We start from the raw sequence: 17,895 nt of genomic DNA on the forward strand, positions 1-17,895 counted from the left end.
AATCTCAAACTAATAATGCCCCAATACTACAGGTCTTCATACTAACAAGGATATCTTGCTATCAAAACAACTATATTATTAGAAAATTATTATTAGCAACTATTGTTGTACTCCTATCTCTTAACCATCACATTTTATCTGCGTAATTAACACAATCCGTGGCTTTTGCTATGAAAAAAGAAAGGGAAGCTGCTGCTTCCCTTTCTTAACCAGGATTATCCCGGGAACTCAGAAATCCAGATTTGCACCGGCATAGAAGCCTTTTGCCTCTGTATCTAAATCAACGGATAAGTCGTCAAAACCTTCCAGCTTGAAAGTTTGTGTACGGTAGCCCAGTTGTAGCTCAAGGCCCACAAGCCCCAATCCGATTTCATACTTAACACCGGCGGCCAGATCCATCATCTCGTTATCTTCATAGGCGATACCGGTTCCTTTAGCAAAGAACGAAATTGGTGTCGCAGGGATCCCCACCTCAGCCATACCGTAAAGATGTGGAACATAACCTTCAAAATCCTGCTCACTTCCAAGTACAGTGAGCTTGCCATCCGTCAGACTGGTTGCACCGGCACCAACATCCACAGAAACAAGAGAGTTATCCAGAATTTCATAGTATAAAGTGTAATCGCGCTTAGTGTATTCAAACCGGTTAGCGTCAACCGAAGACTGAGCGACTTTAACGTTAGGAATCAACGGGATTGGGTGCTCAAAGGAAGCTTCAAAAGTGTAAGTAGTTGAGTCACCATCATCATTGCCGGCGTAGGTGTAATCCTGCTGCCATGCGTTAACCTCAACATCCCCGCCCATCAAAGTATCTGCCTGGACTGAAAATGCGCTGGCCGCAACCAGCAATGAAAGCATCGATCGTTTCATTTAATAACTCTTTATCAGTTTGCTAAATTTGTTATTAAAATACTCCTAAAAGCAGGAAGAAGCAAAGCTATACTGAGCTGACGCTATCTCGTATTACCAGTTCAGGTTCCAGTTGAATTTGCCTTGGTTGCGCCTCTTTATCTTCTATACGCTGAAGCAAGGTATCAACCGCGGCTCTGCCAAGGCGGTATTTGGGCTGGTGTATTGTGGTTAACGGAGGAACCATAAAGCGCGAAATCGCAATATCATCATAGCCGATAACGGATATCTGCTCAGGGATCTTAATGCCTTTCTCATTTGCCGCATTAATCACACCCATAGCCATCATATCGTTACAGGCAAAAATGGCCGTAGGCAGTTGCTTGCTTTCCCCACAGCGCTCATAAAGCTGGTTGAAGGCGTCATAGCCTCCGTCACATTCAAAGTTAGACTCAATCACCCACTCTTGTCTGATTTCAATCTCAGAATCCCCCATGGCTGACTTAAAACCTTCGTAACGGATCTGAGCCTGATGTCGTCCCAAAGGGCCGGTGATACAGGCAATGTCCCTGTGGCCATGTTCGATCAGGTATTTGCCTGCCATATAGCCACCAAGCTGAGAATTATCTTTGATCTTATCGCTCGGAAAATGAGTTTCTCCCCAGTCCATAACCACTGTGGGAACATCCGGGTAACGGTCAAATACATCCAGGTACTGACCTTCCAGTGTGGAACAGAGCAGAAGCAGACCATCAACTCTCTTTTCCAGCAAGGTGCTGATAGAAGATTTCATCCGCTCTTCGTCGCCTTCAGTATTACAGAGGATCAGGTTGTAGTTTTGCTGATAACAGCGTCTTTCAACGCCTTTTACTACTTCACCGAAAAATGGGTTGGTTGAAGTGGTCACGATCAGGCCAATGGTTCGCGTACGGTTCATTTTCAGGCTTCGGGCAAGCGCTGAAGGTGAATAGTTCAGCTCCCTGGCAGCCTGCTGGACACGTTCTGATATCTCTTCACTGACAAAACGGCTCTGATTAATTACATGGCTAACCGTGGAAGTGGATACTCCGGCCAGTTTCGCTATATCTTTCATGGTTGCCATGTTTTACTTCCTTTTCTTGATTACTGCTGTGAAAGAAAGGTGTCTACTTCTTCACGGGTTGGAATGGATGTCTGAGCGCCAAAACGGGTTACAGAAATTGCAGCCGCTGCATGAGCAAATACAATCGCCTCTTCCATCGCTTTGCCTTCGATAAGACCGGTTAACAGAGCGCCGTTAAAGGTATCTCCCGCCGCTGTGGTATCCGTGGCATCCACTCTGAAACCGGCAATAATTCTGCCTGTCTCATTTTGCTCACTCAGCCAAACACCTTTTGCGCCAAGGGTGATCATTACCGTTTTTATCCCTTTCGCATGAAGGAGCGCTGCCACTTCCTGCGCGGTGGATTCGTCAGTCACCCTGATACCGGTCAACACTTCAGCTTCCGTTTCATTTGGCGTGATAATATCAACATTCGAAAGCAGCTCGTCACTTAACGCCCTTGCAGGAGCTGGATTCAGCACCACTTTAGTTCCTGCCTGTTTGGCTTCTTTCGCTGCCAGCTCTACACCGTCGACCGGCGTTTCCAGCTGCATAAGCAGGTACTCGGCATTGATAACTGAATCCAGATGCGGAGTAATACGGTCGGCCGTGAGCTTACCATTTGCTTCTGCAGAGATACAGATGCTGTTCTCACCGGTTTCTGCTACCTGAATCATGGCGATACCCGTTGGCGTCGCTTCCTCTATCAGTACGGCATCTGTGTTCATCCCTTCACGGGCAAAGCTTTCTCGAATATTAATCCCGAAAGCATCATCACCCACGGAAGCAATAAATCCGATATCTGCCCCCAGCCTTGCTGCTGCAACGGCCTGGTTGGCACCTTTACCGCCAGGAATGACCTGATATCCGTTACCGTGTAGCGTTTCACCAGGACGAGGGAAAGAAGGCACTTTTAATACATGGTCAGCGTTAACGCTGCCTAAGACAACAAGCTTACTCATTTGAATAACCTACTTAAAATTTGATGGTGGGAAAAAATCTATTGATTTGATGACGACTCGTCATATGACTACAGTTAAACGTCAAATCAATAGACTTTCCCTCCCCAATAATGGGGAGGGTTTTAACTCAATTACTTAAGAACCAGTTTCAGAGGAACAGGGATGTACTCTTCCACTTTTTCGCCTTTCAGTACTTTATCTGCTGTTTCGATACCAAGCGCACCAATCAGCTCAGGCTGCTGAGCTACTGTTGCTGCCATCTGACCACGGTTAACCGCTGCTACGCCATCATCAGTACCGTCGAAACCAACGATAACCACATCTTTACCAGATGCCTGAACCGCACGTAGTGCACCCAGTGCCATTTCGTCATTCTGTGCAAATACAGCCTGCACATCAGGGTTAGCTGCAAGCAGGTTTTCCATTACGTTAAGACCCTTAGTACGGTCAAAATCTGCTGGCTGGCTGGCAAGAACCTGCATGTTTGTGCCTTTAACAGCGTTCATGAAACCTTCACCACGCTCACGGGCAGCAGACGTACCGGCAATACCTTCAAGCTGAATCACTTTAGCGTCTTTACCAACAACTTCAGCAATAAAGTTACCGGCAAGTTCGCCACCCACTACGTTGTCAGAAGCAATATGAGCCGCTACATCACCACGAGTTGCACCACGGTCAAGCGTCAGTACAGGGATCTTAGTACGGTTAACCATACGGATGGCGTTAGAAACCGCATCGGAATCAGTTGGGTTGATAAGAATCGCTTTAACACCACGAACTGTTAAATCTTCCACATTTGACAGCTCTTTACTCGGGTCATTCTGAGAGTCTAAAACAATCAGTTTGTACCCAAGCTCCTGTGCTTTTTTCTCAGCACCGTCTTTCATTGATACAAAGAAAGGGTTGTTAAGAGTAGATACTACGACCGCCAAAGTATCCTGAGCGTATGCAGTAGCACTCATAGATGCAGACAAAACCGCAGCAGAGATAAGAGTTGAAAGTTTCTTCATTTTTGTAGTCCTTTGTTTCAGGGTTGTGCCAATTTATATTGGCTTCTATCGATAGATTATTTGTTTTTGTTATCCACCAGTACCGCCAGAAGAATAACGACAGCTTTCGCAATCATCTGGTAGTACGAAGATACGTCTAACAGGTTTAACGCGTTGTTCAGGAAGCCGATAATCAGTGCACCGATCAAGGTCCCCATAATGCGGCCACGTCCGCCAGCCAGGCTGGTGCCACCTAATACAACAGCAGCAATCGCATCCAGTTCGTAGGCCATACCCGCCGTTGGCTGTGCAGAGGACAGGCGGGAAGTGACGATAATACCGGCCAAAGCTGAAAGTAGACCACAAACAGCGTATACGCCAACTTTAACGCGATCCACATTGATACCAGACAGACGGGTTGCTGACTCATTACCGCCCAGCGCATAAACATAGCGGCCAAATCTTGTATGATTCAGTACATACCATGCCGCGGCAAAAACCATCACCATCAGCCATACAGGAACCGGGATACCCAGGGTATAACCTGTACCAAACCAGGCAAAAGCGTCTGCAGTATCAGTAAATCCGGTGGAAATAGGCCGACCATCGGTAAATACCATGGTGACACCACGCAGTAACGTCATAGTAACCAGTGTTGCAATAAATGCCTGAACCTTACCTTTAGCGATAATGATGCCGCTTACCGCGCCTAAAATAGCGCCAGCCAGTAAAGAGGCCGGAACCGCGATCAGCACAGGTATTTCCATAGCGATCATTGCGGCAGCAAATGCACCACACAAGGCCAGAACTGAACCAACGCTCAGGTCAATGCCAGCGGTAAGAATAACCAGCGTCATACCCACCGCGATGATCGCGTTAACCGATGTCTGACGCAGAATGTTCAGTATGTTATCGACAGTAAAGAAGTTTGGATTCAGGAATGAAACAACGGCAATCAGAACAAGCAGTGCAATTACCGACTTCTGCTCAATCAGCCACTCTTTACTTAGTAGTTTTTTATCATGCATAGGTGCTGCGCTTCCTATTGTGGTTTTGGTATTCATGCTGCCTCCTCTGTTAACTTCTTACCTACTGCGCATGCCATCAGTTTTTCCTGATCCGCTTCGCTTACGTCGAACTCACCACTAATGGTGCCTTCGTGCATAACCAAAACCCGATCACTCATACCCAAAACTTCCGGCATTTCAGAAGAAACAAGAATGATGCTCATACCCTCTGCTTTAAATTTGTTAATTAACTGATATATCTCTTTTTTGGCACCGACATCCACACCACGGGTCGGCTCATCCAGGATAAGTACTTTAGGCTTGGTCATTAAGCCTTTCGCAATCGCCACCTTCTGCTGATTGCCCCCGGAAAGGTTGCCGATAATCTGGTTTCTGGACGGCGTTTTGATGTTGAACGCACCAATAAAATCTTCAACCGCTGTTTTCTCATCATTGCCCTGAATATGAACGCCACTGGTGAAGTGCTCCAGTGCACTCAGCGACATATTCTCTTTTACCGACAGGCTAAGCACTAAACCGTCACCCTTACGGTCTTCAGAAATATAAGCGATTCCTTTAGCCAGACCTTCCTGCGGAGACTTAGGTGAAATCGACTTGCCCTCAATCAGCACCTCCCCTGACTCTTTTTCCAGAGCGCCGTAGATCACTTTCATCAGTTCAGTACGACCGGCTCCCATCAGGCCGGAAAAACCAAGAATTTCACCATGATCCAGGGTAAAGCTGACATTCTGAATCCCTGAGCCGGTAAGATTTTTCACCTCAAGGCAGGTAGTGCCATGCTCAGCGTCCACCCGCGGATATTGTTCATCCAGTTTGCGGCCTACCATCATTTCAATCAGACCGTCTTCATCGGTTTCTGAAACCTGGCACTGACCAATAAATTTGCCATCACGAAGTACGGTAATGTCATCGCAAATCTCAAAGATCTCTTTAAGGCGGTGCGAAATGTAAACAATGCCGCAGCCCTGATCGCGCAGTTCATTAATCACACTGAACAGGGATTCGGTTTCTTTATCTGTCAGTGCATCGGTTGGCTCATCCATGATGATAACTTTAGACTCGAAGGAGAGCGCCTTTGCAATCTCTACCATCTGCTGTTCACCGAGGCTAAGCTCACCAAGCTGTGTCTTTGAGCTGTGCTTAACATTCAGTCTTGCCAGCAGGCGGTTCGCTTCTTCATACATCTGGCCCCACATAATGCGGCCAAATTTGGACACCTTCTCTCTGCCCAGAAATATATTCTCTGCAATAGTTAGCTCAGGGATCAGGTTCAGCTCCTGATGGATAATGCTGATACCCGCTTCCTGCGAATGTTTCGGGCCTTCAAACTTGGCATTTTGTCCCTGATAGGCGATGGAGCCGGCATCCAGTGAATAAATCCCGGTCAGCACCTTCATCAGTGTAGACTTACCGGCACCGTTTTCACCAAGCAGTGCCATTACACGGCCCGGGTATACGTTCAGGCAGGCATTATCCAGCGCTTTTACACCCGGAAACGCCTTATCGATACCTTTAAGCTCTAAAATTGGTTGAGTCATAATTGTTTCCCACTCTACCCTTTACTTAAAACGTCACGCCCATCTGGAAAATCACATTGGCATAAGGTGTACATTCGCCGGTTCTTACCACGGCTCTGCTTTCAAAAGTACGTACTTTAAATTCCTCATGGGAAACGTAAGTAACCGTTGTTGTGCGACCAGTTTCTGCACTGTCTTTTTCGATAGCAGCCAACAGCTGGTTATGAAGTTCAGGACTCACCTGCTTAGTTTCCTCAGCAATAACCACACCCTCAATTTGCGACTCTTTCAGCAAAGTTTCTACCGTCTGAATAAAGCCAGGGACACCATGAGTCAGAGCAAGGTCAATGCGCTCTACCTCTTCAGGAATAGGCAGACCGGCATCAGCAATCGTAATCTCATCCGTATGACCCAGAGTGGCTGTTAGGTAAGAAAGTTCAGAATTTAGCAGGGTAGATTTTTTCATAGTGATACCTGTAATTATTATCTTTCGACTTCTGGCGTGACCGCACTTAATGGAGAAACCCTCAGATTTTCCGCTGTGAAATCCGCGTCGAAACGTTTCGATGAGGGTAAATATATATTGTTCTGTAAAAAGTTCCTGTGGTGAAAAATGGAAGTGTGAGAAAGATCTATCGAAACGTTTCGATGACACTAAAAAAAGCGAGCTGCGTCACTAATAGTTTTATCGGTAAGAACTGAATTTCTCGTTCCTACGCTCCAGCGTTGGAATGCATATCTGAGGTGAAGGCTTGGAAAAAACAGGCAACGTATACTCGGTTAGAATTAGAAAAAGAAGGCCATTTAATTATTAAATAACTACTGAGCTTGCCTTGTCAGATGTGATCGTTGTTAGGCTGGTATGCATTCCCACGCTGGAGCGTGGGAACGAGGGATTGCAGGTGTAACCAGCTGTTTTTAATGGATAATTCAGCCGTTTCAGTTTAGAAAAACTGGATAGACTTTCGCCCTTTTTTAGGGTTACTCTTTTGTTTTTCCTGTTTTGGGGCGGGTTGCAATTCTTCTGCTTCCGGCTCCGCAGGCTCATTGAAAGCATCGGGCTCAACTACCGGGTTATCCATTTCATGGCTGCGGTGTTCAGGCTCTTCTGCTGCCGGATTATCACAAATAATCAGATAGAACTCCTGATTAAACTCAATCAGGTCGCCATCGTACACCTTGCGTCTTTTGCGTGTTTCCAGCTCACCATTTACCGCTACATAACCTTCGCTGATAATATGCTTAGCTTCACCACCGCTGCCGACTATGTTGGCAATTTTAAATATTTTAAACAGCTCTATGGGCTGGCTGTCGATTTCAACACCTATTGCTTCTATTTCAATCTCTTCCAGGTGTTCGTCTTGGTACTCTTGATTCATTTTCTTTACTCAATTCATCTGTTAGCTGCGATGTTACCAAGCCCTTGCAAACAAATCATCAACTCATAGAAATATACTTACCGGGTACATATGACTACCTGAGCATATATTTGCGCAAGATTCTGTAGAACAAGCTATAACTTCATACTAGTATGTATGTTATGTAGAAAATCAAAATGCATAAGATTCTTAAGATCTTATCTGCTTGGTGTGAGGCGATAACTCTTCATGGCATTTCGAGCTCGTTTAGGTCATATCCCAATGATTTTTCTGGTGTCTGCGTTTCTGACACTGGATTTTTCACTGCTTTTTATCAACCTGAACCTGTCTGAAAAACTGGAAAACGACGCACTGGTGATTAACCTCACCGGCAGACAACGGATGCTGTCGCAAAGAGTCGCGAAGTCCGGCCTGCTTAGCTGCCCTTCTGCTGATACCTGCGGTAATACCAACCCCAGAGCAACTCAGGAGCTAACCAGCGCCGCAAATCTTTTTAACCAGACATTACTCTCCTTAAAAAACAGTGGCTATGTAAATACTCCGGACGGAAAAAAAGTCGTAATCGATGCCATCAAAGACGATATCAGCCAGCAATATATGACCGATGCTTTAGCCCTGTGGGAAGAGGTCTACCTAGTCATACAGAAAGGACAAGAAAACGATTTTGCCGGATTAAATATCAGTGATGTATCTCTGCTGAGTCAGTACGCCAACGAGACCAACAAAAAAGTACTGTTTCTGATGAATGAACTTACCGTCCGCTCTGAGCGTCTCTCTATTCAGAATACCGAAACGCTGAGAGTCGCTCAGGTCACCATTTTTATTCTGGTTATAATCAACTTTCTGCTGATCGTTTACCGTTTCCACCGGGCCGATAAAGAGCAGGCCGAGTTTATGCAGCAGTTGGAAAGCCTGATTCGTAACCTTCCGCAGGCGGTATTCTTTGTGGATGCCCATGATCATATTATCTACGTCAATCAATTGGCTGAGGAGTTGCTTAATATTCCGGCTGAAGAGATAAAACAAAAAACTATAGATAAATTCCTGCCCACCCCTGTCGTAGACGGCTCCGTAAACATGTATGGAAAAAACCTCGAAATAAGCGTCTCTAACGTGATGTCGATTCCGAGGGAGATGCGAATGGTCAGTCTTACCGATGTGACTGAGTCTGTCGTATTAAAGAAGAAGTCCGCTTACGACCCGTTAACACAGCTATTGAACCGCAATGGCTTGTCAGAAGCCTTTGATGAAATCAAAGGTAAAACCAATGAAATCTGCTGTCTGTTTCTGGATTTGAATAAGTTCAAAGAGGTTAACGATCACTACGGACACGGTACCGGAGATCAGGTACTGAAAGTGGTCGCCCACAGGCTAAAAGCAAGCATGAAAAAAGATGATATCATTGCCCGCTTTGGTGGCGACGAATTTATTGTTATTCTAAACAAAAAGTTATCGCCCACTGACATTCATCAGCTGTGTGACAGAATCAAGCATGTGATTGCTAAAGAGATAGATATCGAGCATCTGGTTATCCAGATTGGTGTAAGTATCGGTGTAAGAGTCGGTTATCCGGCCGATGAATCTCTGGAAATCATCATAGACGATGCTGACCGCGCAATGTATGTTGATAAAAAACAAGAACATCTAATCTAAGTAACTTCAATGAATGAACTAATCCAAAAACTCGAAGCTCTGTTTGCCTCCGAAAGTTACGGCTGGGGCGGAGATATCCTACTTTTGACCACATTCAGCCTTGTGGTATGGGGTATCTGGAAACTACTGTCAGCAAGGCTGGAAAGTCTTGCTGAAAAAACAAAATTTCAGTGGGACAACGCTTTTTTTCACGCAATTAACGCTCCCATAAGTACCCTTATCTGGTGCTGGCCAGCGACGGTTTCCATGGGGATAGCTCTGGAAAATCTGCTTGAGCACCCTATCGGATGGCTCAAAAACGTCAAAGTCATATTGGTTATTGCGGTGTTTATCTGGGCGATAATCCGCCTGATCACCAACTTTGAAGAGCAGATACTAAAAGATAAAAGGCGTGATGAAACAACCGTACAAGCCGTTGCCAAGGTAATCCGCCTGATTTTTATCATTATGGGCCTGCTCTCTGTGATGCAGACTCTTGGCCTGAGCCTTTCTGGCCTGCTTACCTTTGGTGGTGTCGGTGGTTTAATCGTCGGTCTTGCCGCAAAAGATCTGCTTTCCAACTTCTTTGGCGGCCTGATGATCTATTTCGACCGTCCGTTTAAGGTGGGGAACTGGATCCGCTCACCGGACAGAGAAATTGAAGGTACAGTGGAACGAATTGGCTGGCGTATGACCATAATCAGAACCTTTGATAAAAGGCCTCTGTATGTACCTAACTCGGTATTCAGTAATATTGTGGTTGAGAACCCTTCCCGTATGCTCAACCGCCGTATCTACGAAACCATCGGCCTGCGTTATGATGATGCCCACAAAGTGGAAGCCATTATCCGTGATGTAAAAGCGATGCTTCAGGACCATCCGGATATCGATGCCACACAGACGCTTATCGTTAACTTTAACGCCTTCGGTCCTTCATCTCTGGACTTTTTTGTTTATACCTTTACCAAAACGGTAAACTGGGTAAGATTTCATGAAGTTAAGCAGGATGTGCTTTTGAAGATTATGGATATAATCCACCAGCATGACGCCGATGTCGCCTTCCCAACCCAAACGCTAAAAGTTGAGCCAGCTACTCTGGCGCATAAAAAAACGCCTCTCGTTTAGGAGAGGCGCCTACTTACCAACAGCGTTGTTATATTAATTCGTTATGCTTTGCGTCGTGCTTCCACCGCACCTGCCAGTTCGCGCAGAACTTTCTCTGTGTCGTCCCAGCCGATACATGCATCTGTGATTGACTGACCGTAAGTTTCCGCTTTACCGTCAACCAGATCCTGGCGCCCTTCAACAAGATGAGACTCAACCATCACACCAAAGATTGCTTTGTCACCAGCAGCAACCTGAGCAGATACATCTTCACAAACCACAAGCTGACGCTTGAACTGCTTAGAGCTGTTAGCATGGCTGAAATCGATCATCACTTTTTGTGGCAGTTTGGCAGCATCAAGCTGCTCTTTAATTTCAGCAACGTGCGCTGCACTGTAGTTAGGCTCTTTGTTACCGCCACGAAGAATAATGTGACAGTCTTCGTTACCTGCTGTTTCAACAATCGCAGAGTGGCCAAACTTAGTAACCGACAGGAAGTGGTGCGAAGACTCAGCAGAGCGGATTGCGTCTGATGCAATCTTGATGTTGCCGTCGGTACCGTTTTTAAAGCCGATAGGGCAAGACATACCCGATGCCAGTTCACGGTGTACCTGAGATTCCGTAGTACGGGCACCGATTGCGCCCCAGCTGATAAGGTCAGCAATGTACTGAGGTGAAATCATATCCAGGAATTCACTTGCCGTTGGCATGCCCATATCTGTCAGGTCAAGAAGAAGCTTACGAGCGGTACGCAGACCGTCGTTGATGCGGTATGTATCATCCAGATTTGGATCGTTAATCAGACCTTTCCAGCCCACTGTTGTACGTGGTTTTTCAAAGTAAACACGCATAACAATTTCAAGGCGGTCACCCAGCTCATCTCTCAGTGCTTTTAGCTTCTCGCCATACTCAAGCGCCGCTTTAGGATCATGGATGGAACATGGGCCAATAATAACAAGCAGACGATCATCTTCTTCACGTAAAATGTTGTGAATAGCCTTTCGGGCCTGATAAGTAGTCGAAGAGGACTTTTCTGTAGCTGGAAAACGCTCTAAAAGCGCAACTGGTGGCAACAATTCCTTAATTCTTTTAATTCTAACGTCGTCTGTTTTAAACATCTTTTCTTTTTATCCTACTATTTTGTCACATTGCTTTGCGCAGGGCCTGAACCCGAATATGTGAACCATATCTCGTTCTAATAAGCGTAAGTTATCTTCTTAACAGCGAGACTGCAATCATTATTTTTCAATTAATTCAATATTTATACTAACTTTACAATTTACACACCCTGTACACTCACGTTTACAGATATTCTAAGCACGCTATTTGCGTGAATATTATAAATATGTAAATGCATTATCTCGCTGATATTGTTATGGTATACCCATTAACCTCACAGGAGAGGTTAATTGAATTTGTACTATTTGTTAACCAGGTTTTGTGGTCAGAGTGTCCAAAGCAATATCATTTAAAAACGTCGATAAATGGTTTGGAAATTTCCAGGCATTGAAAAATATTGACCTCAGCGTCGATGAAGGCGAAATCGTCGTTATCTGTGGCCCTTCCGGTTCAGGTAAATCTACGCTTATTCGCTGCATAAACGGTCTGGAGCAGTACGACTCTGGTTCAGTTCAGGTATTGGGCAGCCCGGAGCTGAGCAAACAGCAAGGCCGTGTCGGGATGGTTTTTCAGCATTTTCACCTGTTCCCGCACCTCACCGTTTTACAGAACCTGACCCTTGCCCCCATGCGTACACTGCAACTGTCAAAATACGACGCTGAAGAAAGAGCTATGCACTTTCTTCGCCGCGTGCAGATTGAAGATCAGGCCGATAAATTTCCGGTTCAATTATCCGGCGGTCAGCAGCAGCGTGTAGCCATAGCCAGGTCCCTGTGTATGATGCCGAGCATAATGCTGTTTGATGAACCCACCTCTGCACTGGATCCTGAAATGATTAACGAAGTACTGGATGTCATGGTTGAACTTGCAGGCGAAGGTATGACCATGGTTTGTGTTACTCATGAAATGGGGTTTGCCAGAAAGGTCGCAGACCGGGTGGTCTTTATGGACGAAGGAGAAATAATCGAAACAGCGCCACCACAACAGCTCTTTGCAAGTCCTCAGCATCAGCGCACAAAAGCATTCCTGAACCAGATACTCAGCCATTAATATGATTAAGGTTCTTAAGCCCGTTATCTCCGCTATTTTACAGATACTGATCCTTGCGCTTGGGATCATGTGGTTGCTGGACAGCGGTGCTCAGGCAATGGGCTATCAATGGCAATGGGAGCGGGTTCCCGGTTACCTGGCATTCTATGAAGACGGTGAGTGGTGGCCTGCAGAACTTGCTGAAGGCCTGATGGTAACCATCAGGATATCGGCTCTTGCTCTGATAGCGACACTGCTTATCGGCTTAGTTACCGCCCTGCTCCGCCTGTCGGATTCTATTGTAGGCCGGGTGCTGGCAAGAAGTTATGTGGAACTTATCCGCAATACCCCCCTGCTGGTTCAGATTTACCTGCTCTATTTTGTCTTTGGCCCGGTGATTGGTCTGGACCGGTTTTCCACCGCCGTTCTGGCACTGGCACTGTTTCAGGGTGCCTATACTGCCGAAATTTTCCGCGCAGGTTTAAACAGCATAGACAAGGGGCAATTTGAAGCGGCCCGTTCCCTTGGTCTGTCAAAATTCGATACCTACAGAGATGTTATTCTGCCGCAGGTGTTGCAAAGAACCCTTCCACCTCTAACAAACGAGGCGGTTTCTCTGGTTAAAAACTCTTCTATCGTCAGCGTGATGGCGATATTTGATCTCACAACCGAAGGGCGAAATATAGTAGCGGAAACGGCAATGCCATTTGAGATCTGGTTTACCGTTGCCGCAATTTATCTGGTTTTAACACTTTCACTGTCGGGTTGTGCCGCGCTGCTGGAACACAGGCTTGGTGCACAGTGGAGAACACGCTAATGGAAACACTGAAAACAACAGGGAGAACACTCCATGAAAATATTTAAACAGGCTGTTACGGCGATCCTCGGCATGGCGTTGACTCTGCCGACAATCGCTGCAACACCCAATCTGGATAAGATTAACGAACGAGGCACATTGAGAGTGGGAATGTCCACCTTTGTGCCCTGGGCAATGCGTAACAAGCAGGGCGAGCTTATCGGTTTTGAAATTGATGTGGCTAAGCGACTGGCAAAAGATACAGGCTGGAAAGTGGAATTTGTTCCCACGGCCTGGGACGGCATCATCCCTGCCCTGCTGGCTAAGAAGTTTGATGTAATCATAGGTGGCATGTCAATCACTTCCGAGCGAGCCAAAAGCGTTCTGTTTACAACACCCTATTCACACTCTGGCGTTCAGGTAGCAGCCAGCAAAGAACTGGCAGACGGGTTCAGCACCTTTGCTAACTTTAACTCCAGAAGGATAAAAATCGCAGCCCGTCGCGGTGCGCATACGGTTCAGGTAGCCAGAGAGACTTTCCCTAAAGCAAAAATCCTTCAGTTTGATGATGATGCTCAGGCATTTCAGGAAGTGCTCAACGGCAATGCTCACGCGGTAGTCGCCTCCAGCCCTAAACCTGAGCACGAAGTAATTAAACACAGCGATGCACTTTTCCTTCCGTTCACTGAGCGACTGGCAAAGGGCAACGAAGCCTTTGCAGTTCGTTTAGGAGAAGAAGATAAAAAAGCGTTTTTTGATGCATGGATAAAAGCCCGCACTGAGGACGGATGGTTGTCAGAGCGATATGAATACTGGTTTGCATCACTGGACTGGCAAAACCAGGTAGCTCAGGGGCAGTAATCAATTGGAAAAGGTCAGCTCGATTAAAACGCGAAAGCAAACCAAAACTGGTGCGCTGAACCGGCTGGATTATATCCTGCTGGTACTCATCGCTCTTGTTGCAACCTGGTTGTATTACCGCTCTTCCATTGGTGTGAATTACCACTGGAACTGGTCTGCTGCAATCGAGCTGATTTTTACCCCGAGAGCAAACGGCAACCTGCCCTACTTCTTTGAAGGGATTATTGCCACTTTCAGGCTAAGTGCCTGGGGCATGGTACTGGCCCTGCTGCTGGGGACCACTTTAGGCCTTGCACGGCACTCGCATATTCCGGTTTTCCGGATCCCTGCAACGGCCTATATCCAGCTGATCCGCAATATTCCGCCGCTGGTTTTTGTTTTTATCTTCTATTTTTTTGTCTCCAATCAGCTGATCCCGGTACTGGGGCTGGAGGCGTTACTGCGTGAACATAACGGCCAGATTAACGCATTGCAGTCTGTTTTGTTTGGTAAAGCGAGTTTATGGGAAAACCTGCTCTCAGGCGTACTTTGTGTTGGCCTTTTGTCTGCAGCCTACATTGCTGAAGTGGTCCGGGCTGGGCTGGAAGGCATTGAAAAAGGTCAGTGGGAAGCGGCAGACGCTCTGGGTTTATCCGTCTGGTCAAAATACCGCTATGTTATCGCGCCACAGGTTCTCAGCGCCATTGCTCCCCCGTTAGCGGGACAGACCATTTCGCTGATTAAAGACTCTTCCATTGTCTCACTAATATCCATACAGGAGCTGACGTTTGTCGGAACAGAGATGGCAAACTCGTCCGGACTTATCTTTGAGATCTGGCTGCTGGTTGGTTTCTCCTATCTGATATTGTGTCTGGCACTTTCTCTGTTGTTCTCAAAACTCGAATCAAAAAGCAGAAAACACCTGCTGCAATAGCCAGCATATCACTTGCATATCTTATGCATATACAAAAAACTCATAATCAGGACTATGCTTATAAAAGAAGAATACGTTTTTTGGTGTGCCTATGAGCCGAGATTTTAAACCGTTATTGCCATCCCTCTCCCTTTCTTTTGCTTTCGCATTGCTCCTTCTCTCGTCGCCTGCAAGCGCTGCCGATACAAACACAGTACTTAGTTATACCCCAATGACCATAGGTCTGCTTGGCGGGCTGGCACTCTTTCTTTACGGAATGGAGAAAATGTCGGACGCCCTGAAACGGGCTGCCGGTGACCGAATGAAAACGCTGCTGGCAAAGCTGACCACTAACCGGTTTATGGGTGTCATGACCGGCGCAGGGCTAACCGCAGTTATTCAGTCTTCCTCAGTGACCACTGTCCTGCTGGTCGGTTTTATTTCCGCCGGCCTGATGTCTTTAACTCAGGCTGTTGGTGTCATCATGGGGGCAAATATAGGTACCACAGTTACAGCTCAGATCATTGCCTTTAAAGTGACAAAAGCCGCTCTGGCTATGGTGGCAGCCGGCTTTGCTATCAGCTTTGTTTCCAAACGAGAAATCAACCGTCATTACGGCAATATGCTTTTCGGCCTTGGTCTTATCTTCCTTGGCATGAATCTGATGAGCGAAGCCATGGCACCGCTTCGTACATACGAGCCTTTTATTAACGCCATGGCGACCATGGATAACCTCTTCCTGGCAATTTTGCTTGCAGCGACATTCACGGCACTGGTTCAGTCTTCTTCTGCAACTACCGGTATTGTTATTGTCCTTGCAGGGCAAGGCTTTATTCCTCTGGAAACCGGTATTGCACTGGCAATGGGTGCCAACATTGGGACCTGCGTTACCGCAATTCTGGCGTCTATCGGTAAATCAAGAGAAGCAGTACAGACCGCTGCCGTACATGTTTCCTTTAATATTCTGGGCGTACTTATCTGGCTGCCGCTGATTGGATTCCTCAGCCAGTTAAGCGTCAGTATCTCACCTGTTTATGCCGATCTTTCCGGAATGGACAAACTCGCCGCTGAACTGCCACGACAAATCGCCAATGCCAATACTCTGTTTAACCTGTGCAATACCATCATTATGCTGCCGTTCGCAGGTTTGTTTGTCGCTTTTGTCCGTAAGATTTTTCCGCACAAACCAACCCCACCTGCGAAAAAGAAAAGCAAAGCGGTTAAACCTAAGTATCTGAATAATGATTTTCTTCCGACACCTGATTTAGCTCTTGATCAGGCACAGTTAGAGCTGGGCCGCGTAGGCAGACGCGTTTGTAATATGATGAACGACCTGCCATCACTGGTTGACAAAAACTTTACCGAAGCAGAAAAAACCACCATCAGAGAGAAACTCAGCAATATTGAAAAAATAGAAGACGAAGTGGACGAGCTGCATGCTGAAATCCTCTCTTACCTGGGAAGGTTAAGGCTGGAGCCTCTTTCAGATCAGCAGAGCAGCCGGCAGATAAAACTGATAAGTATGACCGACCAGCTTGAAAGCATCGCTGACTTAATTGTCGATGCGATGCTGCCTATGGCTTACAAAGCGCTGAATACCAATATCAGCATCAGCCCGGATATGCGGCTGACGCTGGATGCAGTTCAGAACAAAGTAAATGAAGCCATGCTAAACAGCGTAAACGCCATCCGCCGAAACGACGACACTCTGGCTGAAAACGTGCTGAATGCGAAAAGAGAGCTGAACTCCCTGCTGGATGTTGTGCTTACCCACCAGGCAGAACGCCTGATTGAACCAGATGCAAAACGCCTGAAAGTATTCCGCTATGAAATGGAGTGGGTTGAGCAGCTCAAACGTATTTACACCATCAGTAAACGGATTGCGAAATCTCAGTTGAGGAAACGATCTGTATACAGAGGGAACAGTGCCTGAGGTTACTCAGCGACCCACTCAACTTCAATAATAGTCCGGTCGGCACATTTTATACGGCCGGTAAATACATCTCCGGGATGTATTACACCAACACCGGAAGGTGTGCCAGTCATAACGATATCGTTGGTTTGCAAACTGGTGTAACTGCTAAGCTCCTGCAAAATAACCCTTGGCGGATAAAGCATCTGACTAACATGTCCGCTCTGAATACGGACGCCGTTAATATGCAGTTCCAGACTGAGGTCATTAAGATCGATGCCATCCATCGGAATAAAGCGACTTAATACGGCCGAGTGATCAAAACCTTTTGCTCTTTCCCACGGCAAACCTTTTTCTTTCAGCCTGCTTTGCAGATTACGCTTGGTAAGATCTAATCCAAACCCAACAGCTGCAAGGCTCTTACGCCTGACAAGAAAACAAATTTCGGCTTCGTAGTGCAGCGGTTCCTGGTGGAAGGAGATAAGGCGGTTAGCAATTGCGGAATTGGGTTTATTAAAAACCACCATCTGCTCGGGTATCTGATTTCCCAGCTCGTGAATGTGTTCCACATAATTTCGTCCGATACAGACTAACTTCGACGGTTTTACCTTACGGTCACCCAGTACTACAGTATTCACTTAACCTTCCGTGGTGATTCAAAAACTTATAAGCAAAAATTATAACTTAGCAAAGTTGCATTCAGATAATTCCATGCTGATCTTTTTGCGCTTCATAACACAAAAAA

Annotated in this window: 17 protein-coding genes; 7 read left to right on the forward strand and 10 right to left on the reverse strand. The window is 46.4% G+C overall.

Annotation, left to right across the window (positions count from 1 at the left end; genetic code table 11):
• Window positions 1–228: 228 nt before the first annotated feature.
• From L3Q72_RS16725 to L3Q72_RS16760, 8 genes are all read right to left on the reverse strand, one after another.
• Window positions 229–870, reverse strand: coding sequence for a TIGR04219 family outer membrane beta-barrel protein (locus L3Q72_RS16725; protein ID WP_275133298.1), 642 nt, complete (start codon window positions 868–870; stop codon window positions 229–231).
• A 67-nt stretch (window positions 871–937) separates the two neighbouring features.
• Complete coding sequence (locus tag L3Q72_RS16730) at window positions 938–1,951, reverse strand: substrate-binding domain-containing protein (RefSeq protein ID WP_275133299.1); 1,014 nt, start codon at window positions 1,949–1,951, stop codon at window positions 938–940.
• A gap of 20 nt (window positions 1,952–1,971) precedes the next feature.
• Complete coding sequence (gene rbsK, locus L3Q72_RS16735; RefSeq protein WP_275133300.1) at window positions 1,972–2,892, reverse strand: ribokinase; 921 nt, start codon at window positions 2,890–2,892, stop codon at window positions 1,972–1,974.
• 131 nt (window positions 2,893–3,023) lie between these two features.
• Window positions 3,024–3,902, reverse strand: coding sequence for a ribose ABC transporter substrate-binding protein RbsB (gene rbsB / locus L3Q72_RS16740; RefSeq protein ID WP_275133301.1), 879 nt, complete (start codon window positions 3,900–3,902; stop codon window positions 3,024–3,026).
• 56 nt (window positions 3,903–3,958) lie between these two features.
• Window positions 3,959–4,945, reverse strand: a complete 987-nt coding sequence (gene rbsC / locus L3Q72_RS16745) for a ribose ABC transporter permease (protein ID WP_275133302.1) — start codon at window positions 4,943–4,945, stop codon at window positions 3,959–3,961.
• Window positions 4,942–6,447: a ribose ABC transporter ATP-binding protein RbsA gene (rbsA, locus tag L3Q72_RS16750; protein WP_275133303.1), complete on the reverse strand. Its 1,506-nt coding sequence runs from the start codon at window positions 6,445–6,447 to the stop codon at window positions 4,942–4,944. Before rbsA ends, rbsC begins: the two co-directional genes overlap by 4 nt.
• Window positions 6,448–6,472: 25 nt before the next feature.
• A complete protein-coding gene (gene rbsD, locus L3Q72_RS16755; protein ID WP_275133304.1) occupies window positions 6,473–6,892 on the reverse strand; it encodes a D-ribose pyranase in 420 nt (139 codons plus the stop codon).
• Window positions 6,893–7,370: 478 nt separating this feature from the next.
• On the reverse strand, window positions 7,371–7,805 hold the full coding sequence (locus tag L3Q72_RS16760; protein WP_275133305.1) for an RNA-binding S4 domain-containing protein: 435 nt from the start codon (window positions 7,803–7,805) through the stop codon (window positions 7,371–7,373).
• Window positions 7,806–8,033: 228 nt separating this feature from the next.
• Here L3Q72_RS16760 and L3Q72_RS16765 point away from each other — a divergent pair, with 228 nt between their 5' ends.
• Together L3Q72_RS16765 and L3Q72_RS16770 are read left to right on the forward strand one after the other, a co-directional pair.
• Window positions 8,034–9,458: a diguanylate cyclase gene (locus L3Q72_RS16765; protein WP_275133306.1), complete on the forward strand. Its 1,425-nt coding sequence runs from the start codon at window positions 8,034–8,036 to the stop codon at window positions 9,456–9,458.
• Between the two features lie 9 nt (window positions 9,459–9,467).
• The gene (locus tag L3Q72_RS16770) at window positions 9,468–10,562 is read left to right on the forward strand and encodes a mechanosensitive ion channel family protein (RefSeq protein ID WP_275133307.1); all 1,095 of its coding nucleotides are present in this window, start codon (window positions 9,468–9,470) and stop codon (window positions 10,560–10,562) included.
• A gap of 41 nt (window positions 10,563–10,603) precedes the next feature.
• On the opposite strand, the gene aroG is transcribed toward L3Q72_RS16770, so the two are convergent.
• Window positions 10,604–11,659 (reverse strand): 3-deoxy-7-phosphoheptulonate synthase AroG, encoded by a 1,056-nt coding sequence (aroG, locus tag L3Q72_RS16775; RefSeq protein ID WP_275133308.1) that lies wholly within the window; start codon window positions 11,657–11,659, stop codon window positions 10,604–10,606.
• 331 nt (window positions 11,660–11,990) lie between these two features.
• Between aroG and L3Q72_RS16780 the strand changes: the two genes are divergently transcribed.
• The 5 genes from L3Q72_RS16780 to L3Q72_RS16800 all read left to right on the forward strand — a co-directional run bounded on the left by L3Q72_RS16780 (window position 11,991) and on the right by L3Q72_RS16800 (window position 17,171).
• Window positions 11,991–12,710 (forward strand): amino acid ABC transporter ATP-binding protein, encoded by a 720-nt coding sequence (locus tag L3Q72_RS16780; RefSeq protein WP_275133309.1) that lies wholly within the window; start codon window positions 11,991–11,993, stop codon window positions 12,708–12,710.
• 1 nt (window position 12,711) lies between these two features.
• Window positions 12,712–13,506 (forward strand): amino acid ABC transporter permease, encoded by a 795-nt coding sequence (locus L3Q72_RS16785; RefSeq protein WP_275133310.1) that lies wholly within the window; start codon window positions 12,712–12,714, stop codon window positions 13,504–13,506.
• A gap of 33 nt (window positions 13,507–13,539) precedes the next feature.
• The gene (locus L3Q72_RS16790; protein ID WP_275133311.1) at window positions 13,540–14,346 is read left to right on the forward strand and encodes a transporter substrate-binding domain-containing protein; all 807 of its coding nucleotides are present in this window, start codon (window positions 13,540–13,542) and stop codon (window positions 14,344–14,346) included.
• Window positions 14,347–14,350: 4 nt separating this feature from the next.
• Window positions 14,351–15,259 carry an amino acid ABC transporter permease gene (locus L3Q72_RS16795; protein ID WP_275133312.1) on the forward strand — a complete coding sequence of 303 codons (909 nt, stop codon included), beginning with the start codon at window positions 14,351–14,353 and terminating at the stop codon, window positions 15,257–15,259.
• Between the two features lie 91 nt (window positions 15,260–15,350).
• Window positions 15,351–17,171 carry a Na/Pi cotransporter family protein gene (locus tag L3Q72_RS16800; protein WP_275133313.1) on the forward strand — a complete coding sequence of 607 codons (1,821 nt, stop codon included), beginning with the start codon at window positions 15,351–15,353 and terminating at the stop codon, window positions 17,169–17,171.
• A 2-nt stretch (window positions 17,172–17,173) separates the two neighbouring features.
• Here the strand turns inward: L3Q72_RS16800 and L3Q72_RS16805 are convergent, their stop codons facing one another.
• Window positions 17,174–17,788 carry a fumarylacetoacetate hydrolase family protein gene (locus L3Q72_RS16805; protein WP_275133314.1) on the reverse strand — a complete coding sequence of 205 codons (615 nt, stop codon included), beginning with the start codon at window positions 17,786–17,788 and terminating at the stop codon, window positions 17,174–17,176.
• Window positions 17,789–17,895 lie beyond the last annotated feature (107 nt).

The sequence above is a fragment of the Vibrio sp. JC009 genome, assembly GCF_029016485.1.
Lineage (GTDB): Bacteria > Pseudomonadota > Gammaproteobacteria > Enterobacterales > Vibrionaceae > Vibrio.